The sequence below is a fragment of the Bordetella genomosp. 13 genome (assembly GCF_007679965.1).
Classification (GTDB): Bacteria; Pseudomonadota; Gammaproteobacteria; order Burkholderiales; family Burkholderiaceae_B; genus Bordetella.
Window position 1 is genome coordinate 78,177 of the sequence record NZ_VEHL01000006.1, and the last position, 17,529, is coordinate 95,705.

A 17,529-nucleotide genomic window follows, 5' to 3' on the forward strand; every position below is an offset into this window, starting at 1 on the left:
CCATCGCCGGCGGGGCGACCGCGCGCCGCCCCAGGCCGGCGGATAATGAAAAAGGGGCGCTCGGTGCGCCCCTCGTCGTTGGCATGCGGCGCGAACGCCGCGCGGCCGATTACCTGTTGCCGGCGCGCGCCAGCGGAATCAGCTTGTCGACTTCCTTCAGGGCGCCGTCGTAGCTGTTGCCGGCCATGACGGGCGAGGTCAGGAACTTGCCGCCCACGGTGAACGACGGGGTGCCGTCGATCTGCGAGGCCTGGCTGAGCTGGTCGGCGCGCTGCACCTGGCTGGTGACGCTGAACGAATCGAACACGGATTCGAACTTGGCGCGGTCCACGCCCTGCGCGGCGGCCCAGTCGGCGATGGCCGACTTGGTGAACAGGCGCTTCTTCTCGACGTGGATGGCGTTGAAGACCTTGGGATGCAGGTCGGTGCGGCCCATGGCCTGCAACGTGTAGTACAGCTGCTGCAGCGGCTTCATGCCGGCGTTGAAGGCGATGGGCACCTGCTTGAGGATCACGTCCTGGGGCGCCTTCTTGACCCATTCCTCGACCATGGGTTCCATGGCGGCGCAATGCGGGCAGGTGTAGGCGAAGTACTCGACGACCTCGATCTTGCCCGGGGAGTCGGACGGCAGCGCCGGATTGATGACCTTGTAGGCCTGCGTGCCCTGGGCCTGGCTGGCCGGGGCGAAGAAGCTCATGGCGGCCAGCGCGGCAGCGGCGACGAAACGGGTGTAGGTCCTGGACTGCATCAGTCTTCTTCCTGAGGTAAATGAGTTACAGACCCCGGCCTGCGCCGGGAAGTTCCATGAAGCCTATTGCTGGCGCACCACGGTGGATTCGATCTTGTTCTCGCCCAGGCGGGTGCGCGCGCGATTCATGTCGTCCAGCTTGGCGAACGGGCCGACCCGCACACGGTTGATCTGCGCGCCGTTGCTCTCGGCCCGCTGCACGGCCACCGGCAATCCCAGCAGCAGGATGCGGGCACGCAGCGACTCGGCGTCCTGCTGGCCGCGGAACGCGCCGGCCTGCAGATAGTAGTTGCCCGATTGTTGCGGAGCCGTGGCAGGCTTGGCGGCCGGCGCGGGCGCGGCCGGCTTGGCGGCGGGCGTGGCCGGAGCGGCCGGAGCCGCGGGCTTGCCGGCGGGCGGCGCGGCGGGCGTCGCCGCTTCGCCGCTGGACGGCAGCGTGGCGATCAGCGCGCCCAGGTCGTCCGGCGGGCCCGACGGCTTGGCGGGCAGCACGCCCGGCAGCGGCGCCGACGGCGAGTCCGCCGTGGGGCCGGTGGGCACGTTGCCCGCCGGGCCGTCGCGGCCGTAGAGCGCCTTGTTGGGATCGTCGACCTGACGCGGGTCCGCGGCCTTGCCCTGGTCGTTCTGGCGGGTGGCGCGGTCGACGAAAGGCATGGGCGCATTCGTGACGTAGAACGCGACGACGGCGGCGACGATCAGGCCGATCAACAGCCCCGCCAGCACGCCGTACATCATGCTGCCGCCCTCGGAACGGCTGGATTTGCGCTTGGTGGCCATGGCGCCCCGTTACTCGCGATCCAGGCGGTCGGGGGCGGTGACCCCCAGCAGCCCCAGGCCGTTGGCCAGCACCTGGCGCGTGGCATCCGCCAGGCGCAGGCGCGCCAGGCGCAGTGCCTGGTCGTCGACCAGCCAGCGCTCGGCGCCGTACCAGCCGTGCAGGTCGGCCGCGCAGTCGCGCAGCCAGAACGCGATGTGATGCGGCGAGAGCTCCTGCGCGGCCAGCTTCACCACCTGCGGGAACTCGGCCAGGCGCTGCATCAGCGCGAACTCGGTCGGCGCCACCAGCAGCGCGGTGTCGGCCGCGGCGATGGCCGAGGCCTCGGCGCCGGCGTTGGCCGTGACGGTGCGGATGCGGGCATGCGCGTACTGGACGTAGTAGACCGGGTTCTCGTCGCTCTTGGACAGGGCCAGGTCGATGTCGAACACGAATTCGGTGTCGGCGCGGCGCTGCGCCAGGAAGAAGCGCACCGCGTCGCGGCCCACCCATTCGATCAGGTCGCGCATGGTGACGTAGCTGCCGGCGCGCTTGGAGATCTTCACCTCTTCGCCGCCGCGCATCACCTTGACCATCTTGTGCAGCACGTAGGACGGGAAGTCCTTGGGAATGCCGGCCTCCAGGCCCTGCAGGCCCGCGCGTACGCGCGCCACGGTGCCGTGGTGGTCGCTGCCCTGGATGTTGACGGCGTGGTGGAAACCGCGTTCCCACTTGGCCTTGTGATAGGCGACGTCGGGCACGAAATACGTGTAGCCGCCTTCGCTCTTGCGCATCACGCGGTCCTTGTCGTCGCCGGTGCCCAGCTCGGTGGTGCGCAGCCACAGCGCGCCTTCCTGCTCGTAGGTGTGGCCGCCGGCGATCAGCGCCTGCACCGTGTCCTCGACGCGGCCCGACGTGTACAGCGAGCTTTCCAGGTAGTAGTTGTCGAACGCCAGGCCGAAGGCCTGCAGGTCCAGGTCCTGCTCGCGGCGCAGGTAGGTCACGGCGAACTGGCGGATGTCGTCCAGGTTGTCGACGTCGCCGCTGGCCGTGACGGGCTCGCCGTCGGAGGCCTGCACCGTGGCGCGGGCCTGGAAATCGCGGGCGATGTCGACGATGTAGTCGCCCTTGTAGCCGTCGGCGGGCCAGTCGGCGGAATCGGTCTCGATGCCGCGCGCGCGGGCCTGCACGCTGATGGCCAGGTTCTGGATCTGGTTGCCGGCGTCGTTGTAGTAGAACTCGCGCGTGACGTCCCAGCCGCTGGCGTCGAACAGGCGGCAGATGGCATCGCCCAGCGCGGCCTGGCGCGCATGGCCGACGTGCAGCGGGCCGGTGGGGTTGGCCGACACGAACTCGACCAGCACCTTCTCGTCGCGGCGCGGCGCGCGGCCGTACTGATCGGCCTGCCGGGCCACCACGCCGATGACGGCCTGGCGGGCCGCGGCGGTCAGGCGGAAATTGATGAAGCCGGGGCCGGCGATCTCGGCCGTCTCGACGAGGGCACGCGCCTGCGGCTCGGCCAGCAGCGCGTCGACCAGCTGCTGCGCCAGCTCGCGCGGATTGCGCCTGGCCGGCTTGGCCAGCTGCATGGCCACGTTGCACGCGATGTCGCCGTGCGCCGCGACCTTCGGGCGCTCGAGCTGGACGTTGGGCTGGGCGTCGGGCAGGGCGCGCGCGACCGCGGCCTGGATCAGGGAAACGAGTTGTTGTTGTTGCTCGAGGAGCATGGATGACCGGAGAAATGAGTCAGTGAAAGCACGCGCGCCGCCAGGGACGCACTCGCAGCCCGGGGCCTGGGCCGAGGCGCGCCGGGGCCGGTGCGGCGCAAGGGCGGCAGACCGGCAAAACCGCCTAGATCATAGCGTGAATTGATGTCCGAAGCCGTCCGCGCGGCAGTGCCCGGGGCCATGTCCGGACTGGTGGATGTCAGATCTCGCGGGGGGCGGATCGTTCGCGGATGCCCGGTTCCGGAAGGGGCGGCTCGTCCGCGCCGCCGGATGGCGCGTGGCCCAGGTATGCCGTGGACGGCCCGGCGCGCGCGCCGCACCGTTCAGGAGAGGGTCCGCGCGATGGCATGCGCCAAGGCCGGCGGCCCCGCCAGCGAGGCCGCCGCGCCAGGCCTCGCTACTCGGCCTGGATGCCGCTGCGCTGCACGACGGGGCGCCACTTCTCGATCTCGGCGCGCAGGAAGCGGTTGAACTCGTCGGGCGTGGAGGCCACCGGCGACATGCCCAGCTCGGCAAGCTTGGCGCGCATCGAGGCCGCGGCCAGCACGGCCGCGGTGTTGTCGCGGATGTCCGCCAGCACCGGCTGCGGCGTACCCGCCGGCGCGATCAGTCCGAACATGCTGCCGACCTCGAATCCCTTGAACGTCTCGGCCACCGTGGGGATGTCCGGATAGGCCGGGTCGCGCCGCGGCGAGGCCAGCGCGATGATCTTCAGGCGTCCGCTCTTGACCAGCGGCAGCGCGGACTGCAGGACGTCGAACATGATGTCCACCTGTCCGCCGATCAGGTCGGTCTGGGCGGGGCTGCTGCCCTTGTACGGCACGTGCACGATGTCCACGCCCGCGACGTTCTTGAACAGCTCGCCCGCCAGGTGGGTGGACGTGCCGGCGCCGGGCGAGGCATACGAGAGCTTGCCGGGCTGCTTGCGGGCCGCCTCGACCAATTGCGGCACGGTGCTGAACGGCGCATCCGCGCGCGCCACCAGCACCAGCTTGGAATCGACCAGCTGCGTCACGCCCGTCAGGTCGCGCAGGGTGTCGTAGGACATGGAGCGGCGCACCAGCGGGTTGATGGTGAAGGCGCTGTTGACGATGCCGATGGCCTGGCCGTCCGCGGCCGCCTTGGCCACCTGGTCGGCCCCGATCATGGTGCCGGCGCCGGGCTTGTTCTCGACGATGACGGGCTGCTTCCAGCGCGCCTGCAGGCCCTCGGCGAGCAGGCGGGCCAGCGCGTCGGTCGGCCCGCCCGGCGGGAACGGCACGATCAGGCGTACGGGCCCGTTGGGGTAGGCCTGCGCCGCCGGCATGCCGGCGATGATGACTGCCGCGGCGCACAGCGCCGCGCTCAGGATACGTTTCACGGTGTCTCCTCTGCCGCTGATGCGGCTTGTTCTGTGGGTACTGCTTGAAAGTTCAGGCATCCAGGGTTGTGGTGCGGCGCAGCTCGCGGCGGGCCGACAGGTCGAAGGCGCGGCCGCGGTGCAGCGTGCTGCGGTTGTCCCAGATCACCAGGTCGGCGGGCTGCCAGACGTGGCGGTAGACGAAGCGCGGCTGCGTGGCGTGCTCCAGCAGGTCCATCAGCAGCAGGCGGCCCTCGGCCACCGACAATTGCACGACGTGGCTGGCGTGCGCGCCGATGAACAGCATCTCGCGGCCGCTGCCGGCATGGCGGCGCACCAGCGGCCACACGGCCGACGGAATGGCCCGGCGCTGTTCTTCCGTGTAGTCGGTGTCGCCCAGCAGGAAGCGCGAATGCAGCGCGTAGTGCTCGGCCGAAAGGCCCGCCAGCCTGCGCTTCTGGGGCTCGGGCAGGGCATCGTAGGCCGCCCGCATGTCCGCGAACTCGGTTTCGCCGCCCTCGTCCGGCAGCACCACCGCGTGCAGCATCGAATAGCGCGCCGCGGGCGCCTGGAAGGAACTGTCGCTGTGCCACAGCTGGTTAGCCAGGTTGCCCACGATCTTGCGGTGGTTGCGGTCGGCCACCTGCCCGTCCTCGGCCACGTTCGAAATGTCGAGCAGTTCGTCATGCTGCAGCCGGGTGGCGGATTTCGACGCTTTTTTGAAACCGAGGTCCAATTCTCCGAACGTCCGCGCGAAGCGCAGCTGCTGGTCGGGCGTCAGCGCCTGGCCGCGGAAGACCAGCACCGCATGCTCGTCCATGGCCCGGTCGATTGCGGAAACCTGGTCGCCGTCCAAGGGCTGCGACAGATCGATGCCCGTGGCATGGGCGGCGAAGCCCGGCTGTATGGGCGCCAGCGTTAGACTCATGTCATCCTCCATATTATGGAACTCAGTTTTATTATATTTACTTGTCTCGCCGCAATGTGGACCATTTTCCTAAGGGGAATCCCGTAAAATGAAACCGCCCCGGCCGTCCGGCCCATTTTCAGGAATCGACATGCAAGACACCCCGTCCGGCGCGGAACTGGCGGAAGGCGAAGTGAGCGCACTGGCGCGGGGCCTGGCGGTCCTGCGTTTCATCGGCGGGCACGAGAGCCCCGCCACGCTGAAGGAAATCTCGGAAGGCACCGGCATTCCGAAGGCGACCGCGTTGCGCCTGACGGGCACGCTGCTGGCGGCCGGGCTGTTGCGCCGTCCGCCGGGCTCCGAGCGCTACGCACTGGGGCCGGGCATCATGGCGCTGAGCAATGCATACCTGTCACGCATCGACCTGCGCGCCGAGGCGCGCGCGCCCATGCGCGCCTTCGCCGAGGAGGCGGGCGTCACCGTGCATCTGGGCACGCGCGATCGTCTGGACATGGTGCTGCTGGAATCCGTGCGGCCGGCCTCCGCGGCCATCGTCATGCGCATCGGCATCGGCGCACGGCTGGGCCTGGCCACGTCGGCCTCGGGCCGCGCCTATCTGGCCGGCCTGCCGGAAGACGAGCGCAGCCGCCTCATAGACAGCCTGCGGGTCGGCCTGGACGACCGCTGGCCCACGCTGGCGGCCCCGCTGCAGCAGGCCCTGGCGCAATACCAGGAGGTGGGCTACGTCGCCTCGTTCGGCGAGTGGCATCCCGACGTGAATGCGGTGGCCACGCCGCTGGTGATGCCGGACGGCGAGATCTATGCGCTCAATTGCGGCGGCCCCGCGTTCAAGCTGCCGCCCCAGGTGCTGTGCGACGAGGTGGCCCCGCGCCTGCTGGCCTGCGCGCGCGCCATCATGGACGGCATCGGCGCCACGCCGCCGTCCGCGGGCTGACGGCGCGGCGCGCAGGCTGGCAGCCCCGCACGGGCTGAGGTAGTGTACGGACTTGTAGTGTCCCTCAGGAGAAGACGACATGCTGGTCACTTTCCATTCCAAGGCCGTCGCGGACGTCCTGATGCGCAGCGACGACGTAGGCCCGCTGCTGATCGCCGCCGGCAAATCCTTCGGCGACAAGATTCCCGAACGCGGCGTGTTCACCCGCGAGCAGCTGCCGGCCGCCATCGCCGGCCTGCAGCGCGCCATCCAGGCCGACAGCGGCCACGGCGAGCCCGACGACGACGAGCGCGATCCCGACAAGCCACCGGTCCATCCCGTGGACCAGCCCGTCGCCCTGCGCAACCGCGCGTTCCCGCTGCTGGACATGATGCGCAAGTCGCTGGAAGCCGGCGAGGACATCACCTGGGAAACGTCGCGGGGGTGGTAGGCCGCGCCGTGCGAGGCGGGCGGGTCCCGAGGACCGGCGCGGCAATGTCGCAGCGCCGACATTCGATGGCGGCGTTTTGCCTCATACTTTCCACCCCGCCACACGACGCCAGGAGCCCCATCATGCGCAGCGACGTTACCGTGATCTTCGATGCCCGCCACACGGTCGACCTGTCGGTCGACGTCGACCCGTCCCCGCAACGCGCGACCCAGGCGCGCGACTGGTTCGAAAGCGCCTGGGAAACGCTGGGCTGCGAGCCCCTGCGCCCCAGCGGCAAGGTGCTGCTGCTGGACAAGATCATGGGCGTGGCGGACGCCCTGGGCTACGACACGCTGAAGAACGACGAGAAGGAATCGCGCGAATTCGCCGAACAGGCGGCGCTGGCGCTCGGCAAGGCGCGCATCACGGTGGACCTGCCGGGGCTGACGGTCGGGTACTGACGCCCCGTCCCCTACCGTATCCCCGCCCGCATGAACGACTGCACGAACTGACGCTGGAACAGCAGGAAGGCCACCAGCAGCGGCGCGGCGGACAGCAGGGTCGCGGCGGTGATCACCGACCAGTCGATGCCCTGGTCGGATGACGAGAACACCTGCAGCCCGACGGTCAGCGGACGCGACTCTACCGAGTCGGTGATGATCAACGGCCACAGGAAGTTGTTCCAGTGGTAGCTGACCGACACCAGGCCATAGGCCACGTACACGGGCCGCGCCAGCGGCACGTACACCTTCCACAGGATCTGCAGCGGCCCCGCGCCCTCGACGCGCGCGGCGTCTTCCAGTTCGCGCGGCACCGTCTTGAAGGTCTGGCGCATCAGGAAGATGCCGAAGGCCGACGCGAAATACGGCAGGCCGACGGCGAACACCGTGTCGCGCACGCCCAGCAGCGTCATGGTGCGATAGTTCTCGACCAGCAGCGCGTCGGGCATCACCATCAGCTGCACCAGCACCAGCAGGAACAGCGTGTCGCGGCCCCGGAAGGCGAAGCGCGCGAAGGCGTAGGCCGCCAGCGTGCACAGCACGAATTGCGCGCCCGTCACCATGGTGACCAGCAGGAAGGTGTTGAGGAAATACCGCGCGAAGGGCGCGGAGTGCCAGGCGCGCGCGAAGTTCTCCAGCGTCAGCGGCGCCAGCAGGTCGAAGCGCGTGGCGTACGCGGCAGGATGAAAGGCGGCCCATGCGGCATAGGCCAGCGGCACGATCCACAACAGGCCCAGCAACCACGCGCCCAGGGTGTCCAGCGTACGGTTCATTGGTAGTGCGTCCTGCGGTCGAGCCAGCGGAACTTGGCCAGCGTCACCAGGGCCAGCACGCCCAGCAGCACCACGGTCAGCGCGCTGGCGTAGGCGGTGTCCCAGAAGCTGAAGCCCACCTGGTAGATGTAGTACAGCAGCAGTGTGCTGGCGTTGTCGGGGCCGCCGCGCGTCATCACCACCACGTGGTCGACCATGCGCACGGCGTTGATCAGCGCGTTGACCAGCACGAATAGCGTGGTGGGCATCAGCAGCGGCCACAGCACGCGGCGGAAGTACTGCCAGCGCGACGCACCTTCGAGCATCGCGGCCTCGCGCAGCGAGGTCGACATCGATTGCAGCGCCGCCAGATAGAAGATCATGAAGAAGCCGGCCTCTTTCCACACGGTGACCAGCATCAGCGCGGGCAAGGCAGTGTCGCGGTTGCCCAGCCAATTGGGGCCGGGCAGGCCGAACACCTGCATCACCTGCGCGATCAGGCCGTACTGCGGCGTGTAGAAGAACAGCCAGATGTTGGCCACGGCCACCATGGGCAGCACCGTGGGCGTGAAGTAGGCCATGCGCAGGAAGCCGCGGCCGGCCAGCTTGCGGTCGACCCACAGCGCCATGGCCAGCGCCACGCCGATAGACACGGGCACGGTCACCAGCGCGAACCCCAGGTTGTTCCACAGCGCCTGCCAGAACACCGGGTCGTCGCGCAGCGCGGCGTAATTGTCCAGCCCCACGAAGCGCGCCGGGCGGTTGGCCTTGGGCGTGCTGAAGAAGCTGTGCCAGATGGTGGCCAGCGCGGGATAGTGCGTGAAGGCGGCCAGCAGCACGATGGACGGCAGCAGCATCAGCCAGGCATACACCTGGGCCATGCCGTTGCCCGCGGATCCGCGCGTTGCCATGGCCGCCCCCTCCCTGCCTTACTTGTACGGGCGCAGGATGCGCTCGGCTTCGCGCTGCGCGTCCGTCAGCGCCTGCTTCGGCGTCTTCGCGCCCGTCAGCGCGGCCTGCAGCGCGTCGTTCAGCACCTTGGTGACGCGCTGGTTCTCGTGCGTGGAGAACTCGGCCACGCTGACGTCCAGCTGGTCGCGCGCGACTTCGGCGGCGGGCACGTCCTTCACGTACTGCTTCATTTTCTCGGTCTGCCAGGCCGCAGGCGTGACGGCCACGTAGCCGGTGGCGATGCTCCAGTCGGCGGCGCGCTCGGGCGTGGTGGCCCACTTCGCGAACTTGACCGCGGCCTGCTGCTGCGCCGGCGTGGCCTTCTTGAAGACGTAGAAGTTGCCGCCGCCCGTCGGGCTGCCGCCGCGCTTGCTCTTGGGCATCATCGCCACGCCGAACGGGAACTTGGCGTTGGCGCGGATGTTGGTCAGGTTGCCCGTGGTGGTCCAGACAATGGCGGCCTTCTTCTCCAGGAAGTCCTTGGGCGTGGTGCCCCAGTCGATGGTGCCCTTGGGCATCACGCCGTGCTTGTAGGCCAGGTCATGCCAGAACTCGGCGGCCTGGACCACGCCCGGCTTGTCCAGGTGGACCTCGTTGCCGGCCTCGTTCATCAGGATGGCGTCGTTGGGCGTGGTCAGCGCCTGGAACAGCCAGTAGGCGAAGGCGCCGCCCGAGGGGATCTCGATGCCCCACTGCGTGACGTTGCCCGAGGCGTCCTTCTTGGTCAACTTGCCCGCGTACTCGACCAGCTCCTGCCAGGTGGCGGGCGCGCGCTCGGGGTCCAGGCCCGCTTCCTTGAAGAGCTCCTTGTTGTAGTACATGACGATGGTGGATCGCTGGAACGGCACGCCCCACACGTGGCCGCCGGTGCGGCTGTTCTGCATGAAGGCGTCGTAGAAGCCGCCCAGCCACTTCTTGTCCTCTTCGCTCCTGGCGACCGAATCGATGGGCACGATGGCGTCTTCGTCGATCAGCGTGAACATGTCGGTGGACAGCAGCACGGCCAGCTGCGGCGGCGTGCCGCCCTTCTGCGCCGTCAGCGCCTTGGCCACGGAGTCCTGGTACGAGCCCGCGTACACCGGCTTGACGCGGATGTCGGGGTTCTCGCGGTTGAACTGCTCGGCCATGCCGTCCACGATCTTGGTGACGGGACCGCCGACCGCGACCGGATAGTAGAACTCGACTTCGACCGGCTGCTGCTGCGCCTGCGCGGGCAGCGCGACGGCGCCGTACGCAAGCGCGGCGGCCAGGGTCTTGGATACGATGCGTCGCATGAGGGTGTTTCCTTTCCGTGAGGTTCGGCGTGCCCGGCCGAGAGGTTCAGACTGCGGTTGCCGCCGCATCGGCGGCGAAGAAATGCTGGTGGTCTGCGTCCCACGCCAGGCCGATCCGCTGGCCCTGGCGCAGCTCGGGATGGCCCGCCATGCGCACGGCGACCAGGCTTGCGCCCAGGCGGCACTGCACGATGGAATCGGCGCCGAAGTATTCGATGGCCTGGACCATGGCCGGCTGGCCATCGCCATGCAGGCGCAGGTGCTCGGGCCGCACGCCCAGCGTGCGGGTGTCCGCCGGCACGCCGGCCAGCGCGGGTCCATGCGTGCCCGCCACCACGGCCTGGCCGTGCAGGGTGTCCAGCGCGATCAGGTTCATGGGCGGCGTGCCGATGAAGCGCGCGGCGAAGGGAGTGGCCGGCCGGGCGTACAGACCCGCGGGGGTGTCCCGCTGTTCGATGCGGCCGGCCCGCATCAGCACGACCTGGTCGGCCATGCTCATGGCCTCGGTCTGGTCGTGCGTGACGTAGACCATGGTGATGCCCAGCTCGCGCTGCAGGTTGCGGATCTCGCGGCGCATCTCGTGGCGCAGTTGCGCATCCAGGTTGGACAGCGGCTCATCCATCAGGCACACCGGCGCTTCGGAGATGACGGCTCGGCCCAGCGCCACGCGCTGCTGCTGGCCGCCCGACAGTTGCGCGGGCCGGCGGTCCAGTAGCGCCTGCAAGCCCAGCAGGCCGGCCACGCGGTCGACACGGCGCGGAAAGTCGGCCGCGGGCTCGCGGCGCACGCGCAGGCCGAACAGCAGGTTCTCGCGCACCGTCAGGTGCGGAAACAATGCATACGTCTGGAACACCATGGAGATGCGGCGCTGCGCCGGGGCCATGCGCGTGACGTCGCGGCCGCCGATGAGGATGCGGCCCGAGGTGGGCGCGTCCAGCCCGGCGATCATGCGCAGCGTGGTCGACTTGCCGCAGCCCGACGGGCCCAACAGGGCCGTGAAGCTGCCGGACGGCGCGCTGAAGCTGACCCCGTCGACGGCGGCCGTATCGGCATATCGCTTGGTGAGGTTTTCGAGCACGAGCATGGGATTTTTCTTATGGGCGCGGCCCGCGCCGGGCCACGAATGAAATCCTTTTCATTCTGGCCAGGGAACATGACGGCGCGATGTCAGGAATGGGGGCCGCGGTCTGCGCACAACGGCTTGCAGGACTGCGTTGCGCGACAGGCCCGCGCGACGTCACTCGTCGATCAGTTCCCCACCCTCGTGGAAGGGATACGGACCCGGGTAATCGTCGATGTACGCGTGGTGCGTGACCAGCGCGCCGTCCCGCCATTGGTGCAGGTGGAAGCCCGGCGGCTCCATCATGAAGGCGGACGGGCCATCGGGCCGCAGGTCCAGCGCCACCTGGTGCGCCGTACTGGGCGCGGTGGACGCCACGGTGCCGGCATAGCGGCGGAAGATCGTGCGGTGCAGGTGCCCGCACATGATGCGTTCGACGTTGCCATGCCGGCCCACGATGGCCTCGAAGCGCTCCGCACCGCTCAGCAGCCCGATGGCGTCCATGTGCCCGATGCCGGTGATGAACGGCGGGTGATGCATGACGATGACGGTGGGTCGTTCCGTCTGCTCGTCCAGGCGATCGGCCAGCCAGTCGAGGCGCCGATCGCACAGCGCGCCGTGGCTCTGCATGGGCACCACGGTGTCCAGCACGACGATGCGCAGCGGATAGTCTTCCACCGTGTACTGCACGAAGCCGTCCACGCCACGCAGGTAGGTGTGGTCCTCGAACACGCTCTGCAGCTCGGCGCGCGCGTCGTGGTTGCCGGGCAGCAGGTAGTACGGCGCGGCCAGGCGGTCCAGCATGCCCTTCAGGTGCTGGTATTCGGCGGGCCGGCCAAAGTCGGTCAGGTCGCCGCTGATCATCACCACGTCGGGCGCGGGATCCAGCGCATTGAGCGCCGCCACGGCGGGCGGCAGGAACAGGTCGGTCTCAACGATGCGATAGGCCTTCTGGCCGGGCATGCGGATATGCAGGTCGGTGATTTGCGCAATGAGCATCTCGCGCTCCATGGATCAGTGATTGATCAGCTGCACGCTGACGGCGCGGCGGCAGTGCCCGGGTCCCGCACGGCCAGCGTGCCGCGCAGCATGGCGTTCAATGGACGTTTCATGGTCAGGATTTCCTGGTGGGACGCGTGGACGGGGCCGGCGCGGCGACCGTGCCCCCGGGGAGAATGCGATGCGGCAGGCGCACGGACGGCGTGTCCGCGCCGTCGAGCTGCGCCAGCAGGTGGGCGCAAGCGGTGGCGCCGATCTGCCGGCTGGGCTGTTCGACGGAGGTGAGCGGCGGCACCATGAGCGCGCCGATGGCCACGCCGTCGAAGCCGCACACGGACACGTCGCCGGGCACGCGCAGGCCCATGCCCACCAGGTGCGCGATGACGGAGGTGGCCAGCAGGTCGTTGGAGCAGAACAAGGCGGTGGGCGCCTGCGGTCCCTGTAGTGTGTCGCGCAGCACGTCCGCGCTGGCGGCGGTGTGCGCCGGCATGACCAGATGACCGAGCGGATCGAGGCCATGCTGGCGCGCCGCGGCGCGCGCGCCTTCGAGGCGGCGGCGCGCGCGGTCGGACGCGGCCAGCGGGCCGGTGACGATGGCGATGCGGCAATGGCCCAGCGAGGCCAGCCAGGCCACCATCTCGCGCGCCGCGGCGCGGTTGTCCACCGACACGAAAGGATGCGTGGCGGACTCGTTGTAGGCCAGCACGTGCGGCATGCGCGCCGCCTGCAGCGCTGCCAGCGTGGCGTTGCGCGCGGGCGTGCCGACGGTGAGGATCAGGCCGTCGATCTGGTGGTCGATCAGTTCCTGCACCACATGCGACTCCACGGCGGGCGCATAGCCCGTGGTGGCCACCATGACGCTGTAGCCGGCTTCGCGCGCATGCTGCTCGGCGCCTTCGAAGCAATCGGCGAACACGGGATTGGTCAGCGTGGGCAGCAGCAGGCCCAGGGTGCGGGTGCTGCCGGCGCGCAGGCTGCGGCCGACGCGATTGGGACGAAAGCCGTGTTCGCGCGCGACGGCCTCGATGCGCGCCAGCGTGTCGGCCTTCAGCAGCTCGGGCTGATTGAAGGCGCGCGAAACCGTGGCTGGCGACACGCCCGCCTGGCGGGCGACTTCGACGATGGACGAACGGGCGGGGGCTTTGCGGGTCACGGCGGCGGCCTTGGTGAAAACGATTTCAAATTTACGGGCCGCGGATGACAGCCTCATGTCATCCGCCCACGCCACGGGCACGCCTCTTGCGGCATATCAAGATGTCCGGAATGAGGCAATAACGCTTCGTGGGGTTGGCGCAACAGTGAGGTTGCTTCTACACTGCGGACATATTTGGTCATCAGGCCGAACGCTGGAACAAAATTTCGTGGGCCGGCGTCATAAAGAAAGAAAACACTCGTTGGGGAAAACGGGATGGCGACTGTATTGAACAAGCTGGGGGCGCTCGAGGCCGCCCGCCTACTCAACCGCCGGGAATTGAGCGCCGAGCAGTTGATGCGCGCCTGTCTGGCCCGCATCGAACAGCGCGAACCTCAGCTGCAGGCCTGGGCCGCCCTCGATGCCGATGCGGCGATCGCGCAGGCGCAGGCGCTGGACCGCGGCCCGATCCGCGGCGTGCTGCATGGCCTGCCCCTGGGGGTGAAGGACATCTTCGACACCCACGACCTGCCCACGCGCTATGGCTCCAGCATCTACGAGCATCATCGGCCCGATGCCGACGCCGCGTGCGTGGCGCTGTGCCGCGACGCGGGCGCGGTGGTGCCGGGCAAGACGGTGACCACCGAGTTCGCCACCTACACCCCCGGTCCCACGCACAATCCACGAAACCTGGCCTACACGCCGGGTGGCTCGTCCAGCGGCTCGGCCGCCGCGGTGGGCGACGACATGGTGCCGCTGGCCCTGGGCACGCAGACGGCCGGCTCCATCATCCGGCCGGCCGCGTATTGCGGCATCGTCGGTTTCAAGCCCAGCTTTGGCCGGGTGCCGCGCGCCGGCATGAAGAACCTCGCGGATTCGCTGGACACCATCGGCGGCTTCGGCCGTTCGGTGGACGACGTGGGCCTGCTGGCCTCGGTGCTGTTGCGGGATCCGCGTCTGCTGAAGCTGGGCTACGACGGCAAGCCGCGCATCGGCATGTTCCGCTCGCAGCAATGGCGCCACACGCTGCCGGAAAGCCGCACCGCGTTCGAGCACGCCGCGCGCGTGCTGTCCGCCGCCGGCGCGCGCGTCGAGGAAATGCCGCTGCCCACCGAAGACTGCATGGTCGTGCAGCTGCATGCCGACATCATGGCGTACGAAGCCGCGCTGTCGCTGGCCTTCGAACGCCGCACCTACGGCGCGCAGCTCAGCATGAAGCTGCAGGCCGTGCTGGACGCCGGCGCGGGCATCTCGACCGAGCAGTACCTGACGCTGCGCCAGCATGCCGTGCGTATCGCCGCGCGCATCGACGGCTGGTTCGACGACTACGACATCCTGCTGGCGCCCAGCGCCGCGGGCGAGGCGCCGTTCTTCGAACAGGGCACGGGCGATCCGCAGTTCTGCCGTGGCTGGACCATGGCCGGCGTGCCCACGGTGCACCTGCCTTTCGCGCAAGGACCGCAGGGCCTGCCCGTCGGCCTGCAGGCCATCGGCCGCGCCAACGACGACCATCGCCTGCTGTCCGTGGCCAGCTGGGTGCAGGGCGTGCTGGCCGAGCAGCCGCCCGAGATGTAGGCCGGCGCAGTCCCGCGACGCCGCCCATAAAGGCCGGCATCCCTGTTTCAGGTCGAGGAATCCTCGTACCAGACCCCTTCCGCCAGCATCATGCGATGGTGGCCCTGTCCCGCGGGCATCATCGGAAAGCAGTTCTCCTGCGCCTGCACCACCACGTCCAGGAAGAACGGGCCGTCGTATGCCAGGCATTGCGCCAGCGCGGCGTCCAGCTGCGCAGGATCCTCCACGCGCGCGGCGCCCCAGCCGAATGCCTTGGCCAGCGCCACGAAATCCGGCAGGGCCTCGTTGTAGCTGTGGCTGTAGCGGCCGCCGTGGATCAGTTCCTGCCACTGGCGCACCATGCCCATGTAGCCGTTGTTGCAAAGCACGACCTTCACCGGTACGCGGTGCTGGATGGCGGTGGACAGCTCCTGGATGTTCATCAGCACCGACGCGTCGCCGGTGACGCACGCCACGGTGCGGCCCGGATGGGCGATCTGCGCGCCGATCGCGGCGGGCACGCCGTAGCCCATGGTACCCGCCCCGCCCGAGGTCAGCCAGCGATTGGGCAGGTCGAAGCGCAGGTACTGCGCGGCCCACATCTGGTGCTGGCCCACGTCGGTGGAGACGATGGCGTCGCGGCCGGCCAGCGCCGCGTCCAGGCGCTGCATCAGGTGCTGCGGCAGGATGGCCTTGTCGTTCGGCGCGTAGTCCAGGCAGCGGCGCGCGCGCCAGGTGTCGATGCGCCGCCACCAGGGATCCAGCCGGCCGGCGGGCAGCGCCGGCAGGTCCGCCGACAGGGCCTGCAGCATCGGCAGGGCATCGCCCACCAGCGCCACGTCCACGCGCACGACCTTGTTGATGGAGGTGGGATCGATGTCGATGTGGATCTTGCGCGCGTGCGGGCAGAACTCGGCCAGCTTGCCGGTGATGCGGTCGTCGAAGCGCGCCCCCACGCAGATCACCAGGTCGGACTCGTGCATGGCCAGGTTGGCCTCCAGCGTGCCGTGCATGCCCAGCATGCCCACGAACTGCGGATCGGAGGCGGGAAACGCGCCCAGGCCCATCAGGGTCAGCGTGCACGGCGCGCCGCTGGCGCGCACCAGTGCGGTGAAGGCCGCGCAGGCCTCCGGCCCCGCGTTGACCAGGCCACCGCCGCCGTAGAAGACGGGTCGCTCGGCCTGCTCGATCAGCGCCAGCGCACGGCGCAGCGCGCCCTGCGGCAGGCGGCCGGCATTCTTGACGACGTGGCGGCGCGCGCGCAGTTCGGCGTCGCCGCGGCGCTGCAGGGCGGCTTCCGAATCCGCGCAGCCGGGCTCGGGCACGGCCAGCTGCACGTCCTTGGGCAGGTCCACCAGCACCGGACCGGGCCGGCCCTCGCGGGTCAGCGCGAAGGCGCGCGCCACCACCGAACCGACTTCGCCCGCGCAATGCACCTGCGTATTCCACTTGGTGACCGACCGCGAGATGCCCAGCGCGTCGCACTCCTGGAACGCATCGGTGCCGATGGCCGACGTGGCCACCTGGCCGCTGATGCACAGCACGGGGATGGAGTCGCACATGGCGTCCAGCAGGCCCGAGGTGGTGTTGGCCATGCCGGGCCCGGAGGTGACGAACACCACGCCCGGACGCCCGGTGCTGCGCGCATAGCCTTCGGCGGCGTGCACGGCGGCCTGTTCGTGGCGCACCAGCACGTGGCGCAGGCGCGGCTCGGCGTGCAGCGCGTCGTACAGCGGCAGCACGGCGCCGCCGGGATAGCCGAACACGGTGTCGACGCCACAGGCGATCAGCGTGTCCAGCAGGATCTGCGCGCCGTTGCGGGGCTGTTGGGCGGCGTCCAGGACGGCGAGGGCGGAGGGAGAGAGACGATCGTTCATGTTGATCATCTTAGGGCCAAATGAGAAGAATTTTTATCTTATTTTCTGCGCCACGAGCCGGATTGCAGTAAATTCTTCTTCAATTCTTCGGATGTGAAGAAAATGAATCTGGACAAATTCGACTTGGCAATATTGAAGGTCCTGCAGGACAACGCGCGCGCCAGCCTGAACGATATTGGCGCCATCGTGGGCCTGTCGCCCACGCCCTGCTGGAACCGCATCAAGCGCATGGAAAAGGCGGGCGTCATCCGCGGCTACACGGTGGACATCGATCCGGCCAAGCTGGGATACACGGACACGGTCATCGTGCACGTCACGCTGGAAAGCCACAGCGAAGAGACGCTGTACGAGTTCGGCCGCGCGCTGTCCGAGATTCCCGAAGTGCTGGAGGCCTTCCTGGTCTCGGGCGACTACGACTACTACATCCGCATCGCCGTGCGCGACACGCGCGACTACGAGCGGCTGCTGCGCGAACGGCTCTATCGCATTCCGGGCATCCGCCACAGCAAATCGGGCTTCGTGCTGCGCAGCCTGAAGGAATCGAAGCTGCCGCTGGTGGCGCCGCCGGCGGGCGATTGAGCCGAGCTGCCG

At 69.1% G+C, this 17,529-nt stretch carries 17 protein-coding genes; 5 read left to right on the forward strand and 12 right to left on the reverse strand.

Features of this window, described 5'->3' with window-relative positions:
- Nucleotides 1-109: 109 nt before the first annotated feature.
- The 5 genes from FS845_RS15575 to FS845_RS15595 all read right to left on the reverse strand — a co-directional run bounded on the left by FS845_RS15575 (nt 110) and on the right by FS845_RS15595 (nt 5,496).
- On the reverse strand, nt 110-748 hold the full coding sequence (locus tag FS845_RS15575) for a thiol:disulfide interchange protein DsbA/DsbL (RefSeq protein ID WP_144636909.1): 639 nt from the start codon (nt 746-748) through the stop codon (nt 110-112).
- A gap of 63 nt (nt 749-811) precedes the next feature.
- Nucleotides 812-1,525: an SPOR domain-containing protein gene (locus FS845_RS15580; protein ID WP_144636911.1), complete on the reverse strand. Its 714-nt coding sequence runs from the start codon at nt 1,523-1,525 to the stop codon at nt 812-814.
- A gap of 9 nt (nt 1,526-1,534) precedes the next feature.
- Nucleotides 1,535-3,229 carry an arginine--tRNA ligase gene (gene argS, locus FS845_RS15585; protein ID WP_144636913.1) on the reverse strand — a complete coding sequence of 565 codons (1,695 nt, stop codon included), beginning with the start codon at nt 3,227-3,229 and terminating at the stop codon, nt 1,535-1,537.
- 397 nt (nt 3,230-3,626) lie between these two features.
- Nucleotides 3,627-4,589: a Bug family tripartite tricarboxylate transporter substrate binding protein gene (locus FS845_RS15590; RefSeq protein ID WP_260986301.1), complete on the reverse strand. Its 963-nt coding sequence runs from the start codon at nt 4,587-4,589 to the stop codon at nt 3,627-3,629.
- A 52-nt stretch (nt 4,590-4,641) separates the two neighbouring features.
- Nucleotides 4,642-5,496: a TauD/TfdA dioxygenase family protein gene (locus FS845_RS15595; RefSeq protein ID WP_144636915.1), complete on the reverse strand. Its 855-nt coding sequence runs from the start codon at nt 5,494-5,496 to the stop codon at nt 4,642-4,644.
- Between the two features lie 130 nt (nt 5,497-5,626).
- Between FS845_RS15595 and FS845_RS15600 the strand changes: the two genes are divergently transcribed.
- The 3 genes from FS845_RS15600 to FS845_RS15610 all read left to right on the forward strand — a co-directional run bounded on the left by FS845_RS15600 (nt 5,627) and on the right by FS845_RS15610 (nt 7,300).
- The gene (locus tag FS845_RS15600; protein WP_186332301.1) at nt 5,627-6,430 is read left to right on the forward strand and encodes an IclR family transcriptional regulator; all 804 of its coding nucleotides are present in this window, start codon (nt 5,627-5,629) and stop codon (nt 6,428-6,430) included.
- Between the two features lie 79 nt (nt 6,431-6,509).
- Nucleotides 6,510-6,860 (forward strand): DUF1840 domain-containing protein, encoded by a 351-nt coding sequence (locus FS845_RS15605; protein ID WP_144636919.1) that lies wholly within the window; start codon nt 6,510-6,512, stop codon nt 6,858-6,860.
- A 122-nt stretch (nt 6,861-6,982) separates the two neighbouring features.
- Nucleotides 6,983-7,300, forward strand: a complete 318-nt coding sequence (locus FS845_RS15610) for a hypothetical protein (RefSeq protein WP_144636921.1) — start codon at nt 6,983-6,985, stop codon at nt 7,298-7,300.
- Nucleotides 7,301-7,311: 11 nt separating this feature from the next.
- On the opposite strand, the gene FS845_RS15615 is transcribed toward FS845_RS15610, so the two are convergent.
- From FS845_RS15615 to FS845_RS15640, 6 genes are all read right to left on the reverse strand, one after another.
- Nucleotides 7,312-8,112, reverse strand: coding sequence for a carbohydrate ABC transporter permease (locus FS845_RS15615; RefSeq protein ID WP_144636923.1), 801 nt, complete (start codon nt 8,110-8,112; stop codon nt 7,312-7,314).
- The gene (locus FS845_RS15620; protein WP_144637368.1) at nt 8,109-8,972 is read right to left on the reverse strand and encodes a carbohydrate ABC transporter permease; all 864 of its coding nucleotides are present in this window, start codon (nt 8,970-8,972) and stop codon (nt 8,109-8,111) included. Before FS845_RS15620 ends, FS845_RS15615 begins: the two co-directional genes overlap by 4 nt.
- A gap of 48 nt (nt 8,973-9,020) precedes the next feature.
- Entirely contained in the window at nt 9,021-10,316 is a 1,296-nt protein-coding gene (locus FS845_RS15625; protein ID WP_144636925.1) for an ABC transporter substrate-binding protein, read from the reverse strand.
- Nucleotides 10,317-10,362: 46 nt separating this feature from the next.
- Nucleotides 10,363-11,400 carry an ABC transporter ATP-binding protein gene (locus FS845_RS15630; protein ID WP_144636927.1) on the reverse strand — a complete coding sequence of 346 codons (1,038 nt, stop codon included), beginning with the start codon at nt 11,398-11,400 and terminating at the stop codon, nt 10,363-10,365.
- A 153-nt stretch (nt 11,401-11,553) separates the two neighbouring features.
- Nucleotides 11,554-12,375: a phosphodiesterase gene (locus FS845_RS15635; protein ID WP_144636929.1), complete on the reverse strand. Its 822-nt coding sequence runs from the start codon at nt 12,373-12,375 to the stop codon at nt 11,554-11,556.
- A 115-nt stretch (nt 12,376-12,490) separates the two neighbouring features.
- Nucleotides 12,491-13,528, reverse strand: a complete 1,038-nt coding sequence (locus tag FS845_RS15640; RefSeq protein WP_144636931.1) for a LacI family DNA-binding transcriptional regulator — start codon at nt 13,526-13,528, stop codon at nt 12,491-12,493.
- Nucleotides 13,529-13,783: 255 nt separating this feature from the next.
- Between FS845_RS15640 and FS845_RS15645 the strand changes: the two genes are divergently transcribed.
- Complete coding sequence (locus FS845_RS15645; protein ID WP_144636933.1) at nt 13,784-15,082, forward strand: amidase; 1,299 nt, start codon at nt 13,784-13,786, stop codon at nt 15,080-15,082.
- A 47-nt stretch (nt 15,083-15,129) separates the two neighbouring features.
- On the opposite strand, the gene ilvB is transcribed toward FS845_RS15645, so the two are convergent.
- A complete protein-coding gene (gene ilvB, locus FS845_RS15650; protein ID WP_186332303.1) occupies nt 15,130-16,947 on the reverse strand; it encodes a biosynthetic-type acetolactate synthase large subunit in 1,818 nt (605 codons plus the stop codon).
- A gap of 93 nt (nt 16,948-17,040) precedes the next feature.
- On the opposite strand from ilvB, the gene FS845_RS15655 reads away from it, so the two are divergent.
- Nucleotides 17,041-17,517 (forward strand): Lrp/AsnC family transcriptional regulator, encoded by a 477-nt coding sequence (locus FS845_RS15655; RefSeq protein ID WP_144636937.1) that lies wholly within the window; start codon nt 17,041-17,043, stop codon nt 17,515-17,517.
- Nucleotides 17,518-17,529: the final 12 nt, after the last annotated feature.

Bases quoted from the DNA above. Each gene is read 5' to 3' on its own strand.
- FS845_RS15580 (WP_144636911.1), bottom strand. From the start codon at position 1,525: ATGGCCACCAAGCGCAAATCCAGCCGTTCCGAGGGCGGCAGCATGATG.
- FS845_RS15595 (WP_144636915.1), bottom strand. From the start codon at position 5,496: ATGAGTCTAACGCTGGCGCCCATACAGCCGGGCTTCGCCGCCCATGCC.
- FS845_RS15610 (WP_144636921.1), top strand. From the start codon at position 6,983: ATGCGCAGCGACGTTACCGTGATCTTCGATGCCCGCCACACGGTCGAC.
- FS845_RS15605 (WP_144636919.1), top strand. From the start codon at position 6,510: ATGCTGGTCACTTTCCATTCCAAGGCCGTCGCGGACGTCCTGATGCGC.
- FS845_RS15635 (WP_144636929.1), bottom strand. From the start codon at position 12,375: ATGCTCATTGCGCAAATCACCGACCTGCATATCCGCATGCCCGGCCAG.
- argS (WP_144636913.1), bottom strand. From the start codon at position 3,229: ATGCTCCTCGAGCAACAACAACAACTCGTTTCCCTGATCCAGGCCGCG.
- FS845_RS15655 (WP_144636937.1), top strand. From the start codon at position 17,041: ATGAATCTGGACAAATTCGACTTGGCAATATTGAAGGTCCTGCAGGAC.
- FS845_RS15620 (WP_144637368.1), bottom strand. From the start codon at position 8,972: ATGGCCCAGGTGTATGCCTGGCTGATGCTGCTGCCGTCCATCGTGCTG.
- ilvB (WP_186332303.1), bottom strand. From the start codon at position 16,947: ATGATCAACATGAACGATCGTCTCTCTCCCTCCGCCCTCGCCGTCCTG.
- FS845_RS15625 (WP_144636925.1), bottom strand. From the start codon at position 10,316: ATGCGACGCATCGTATCCAAGACCCTGGCCGCCGCGCTTGCGTACGGC.
- FS845_RS15630 (WP_144636927.1), bottom strand. From the start codon at position 11,400: ATGCTCGTGCTCGAAAACCTCACCAAGCGATATGCCGATACGGCCGCC.
- FS845_RS15575 (WP_144636909.1), bottom strand. From the start codon at position 748: ATGCAGTCCAGGACCTACACCCGTTTCGTCGCCGCTGCCGCGCTGGCC.
- FS845_RS15615 (WP_144636923.1), bottom strand. From the start codon at position 8,112: ATGAACCGTACGCTGGACACCCTGGGCGCGTGGTTGCTGGGCCTGTTG.
- FS845_RS15600 (WP_186332301.1), top strand. From the start codon at position 5,627: ATGCAAGACACCCCGTCCGGCGCGGAACTGGCGGAAGGCGAAGTGAGC.
- FS845_RS15645 (WP_144636933.1), top strand. From the start codon at position 13,784: ATGGCGACTGTATTGAACAAGCTGGGGGCGCTCGAGGCCGCCCGCCTA.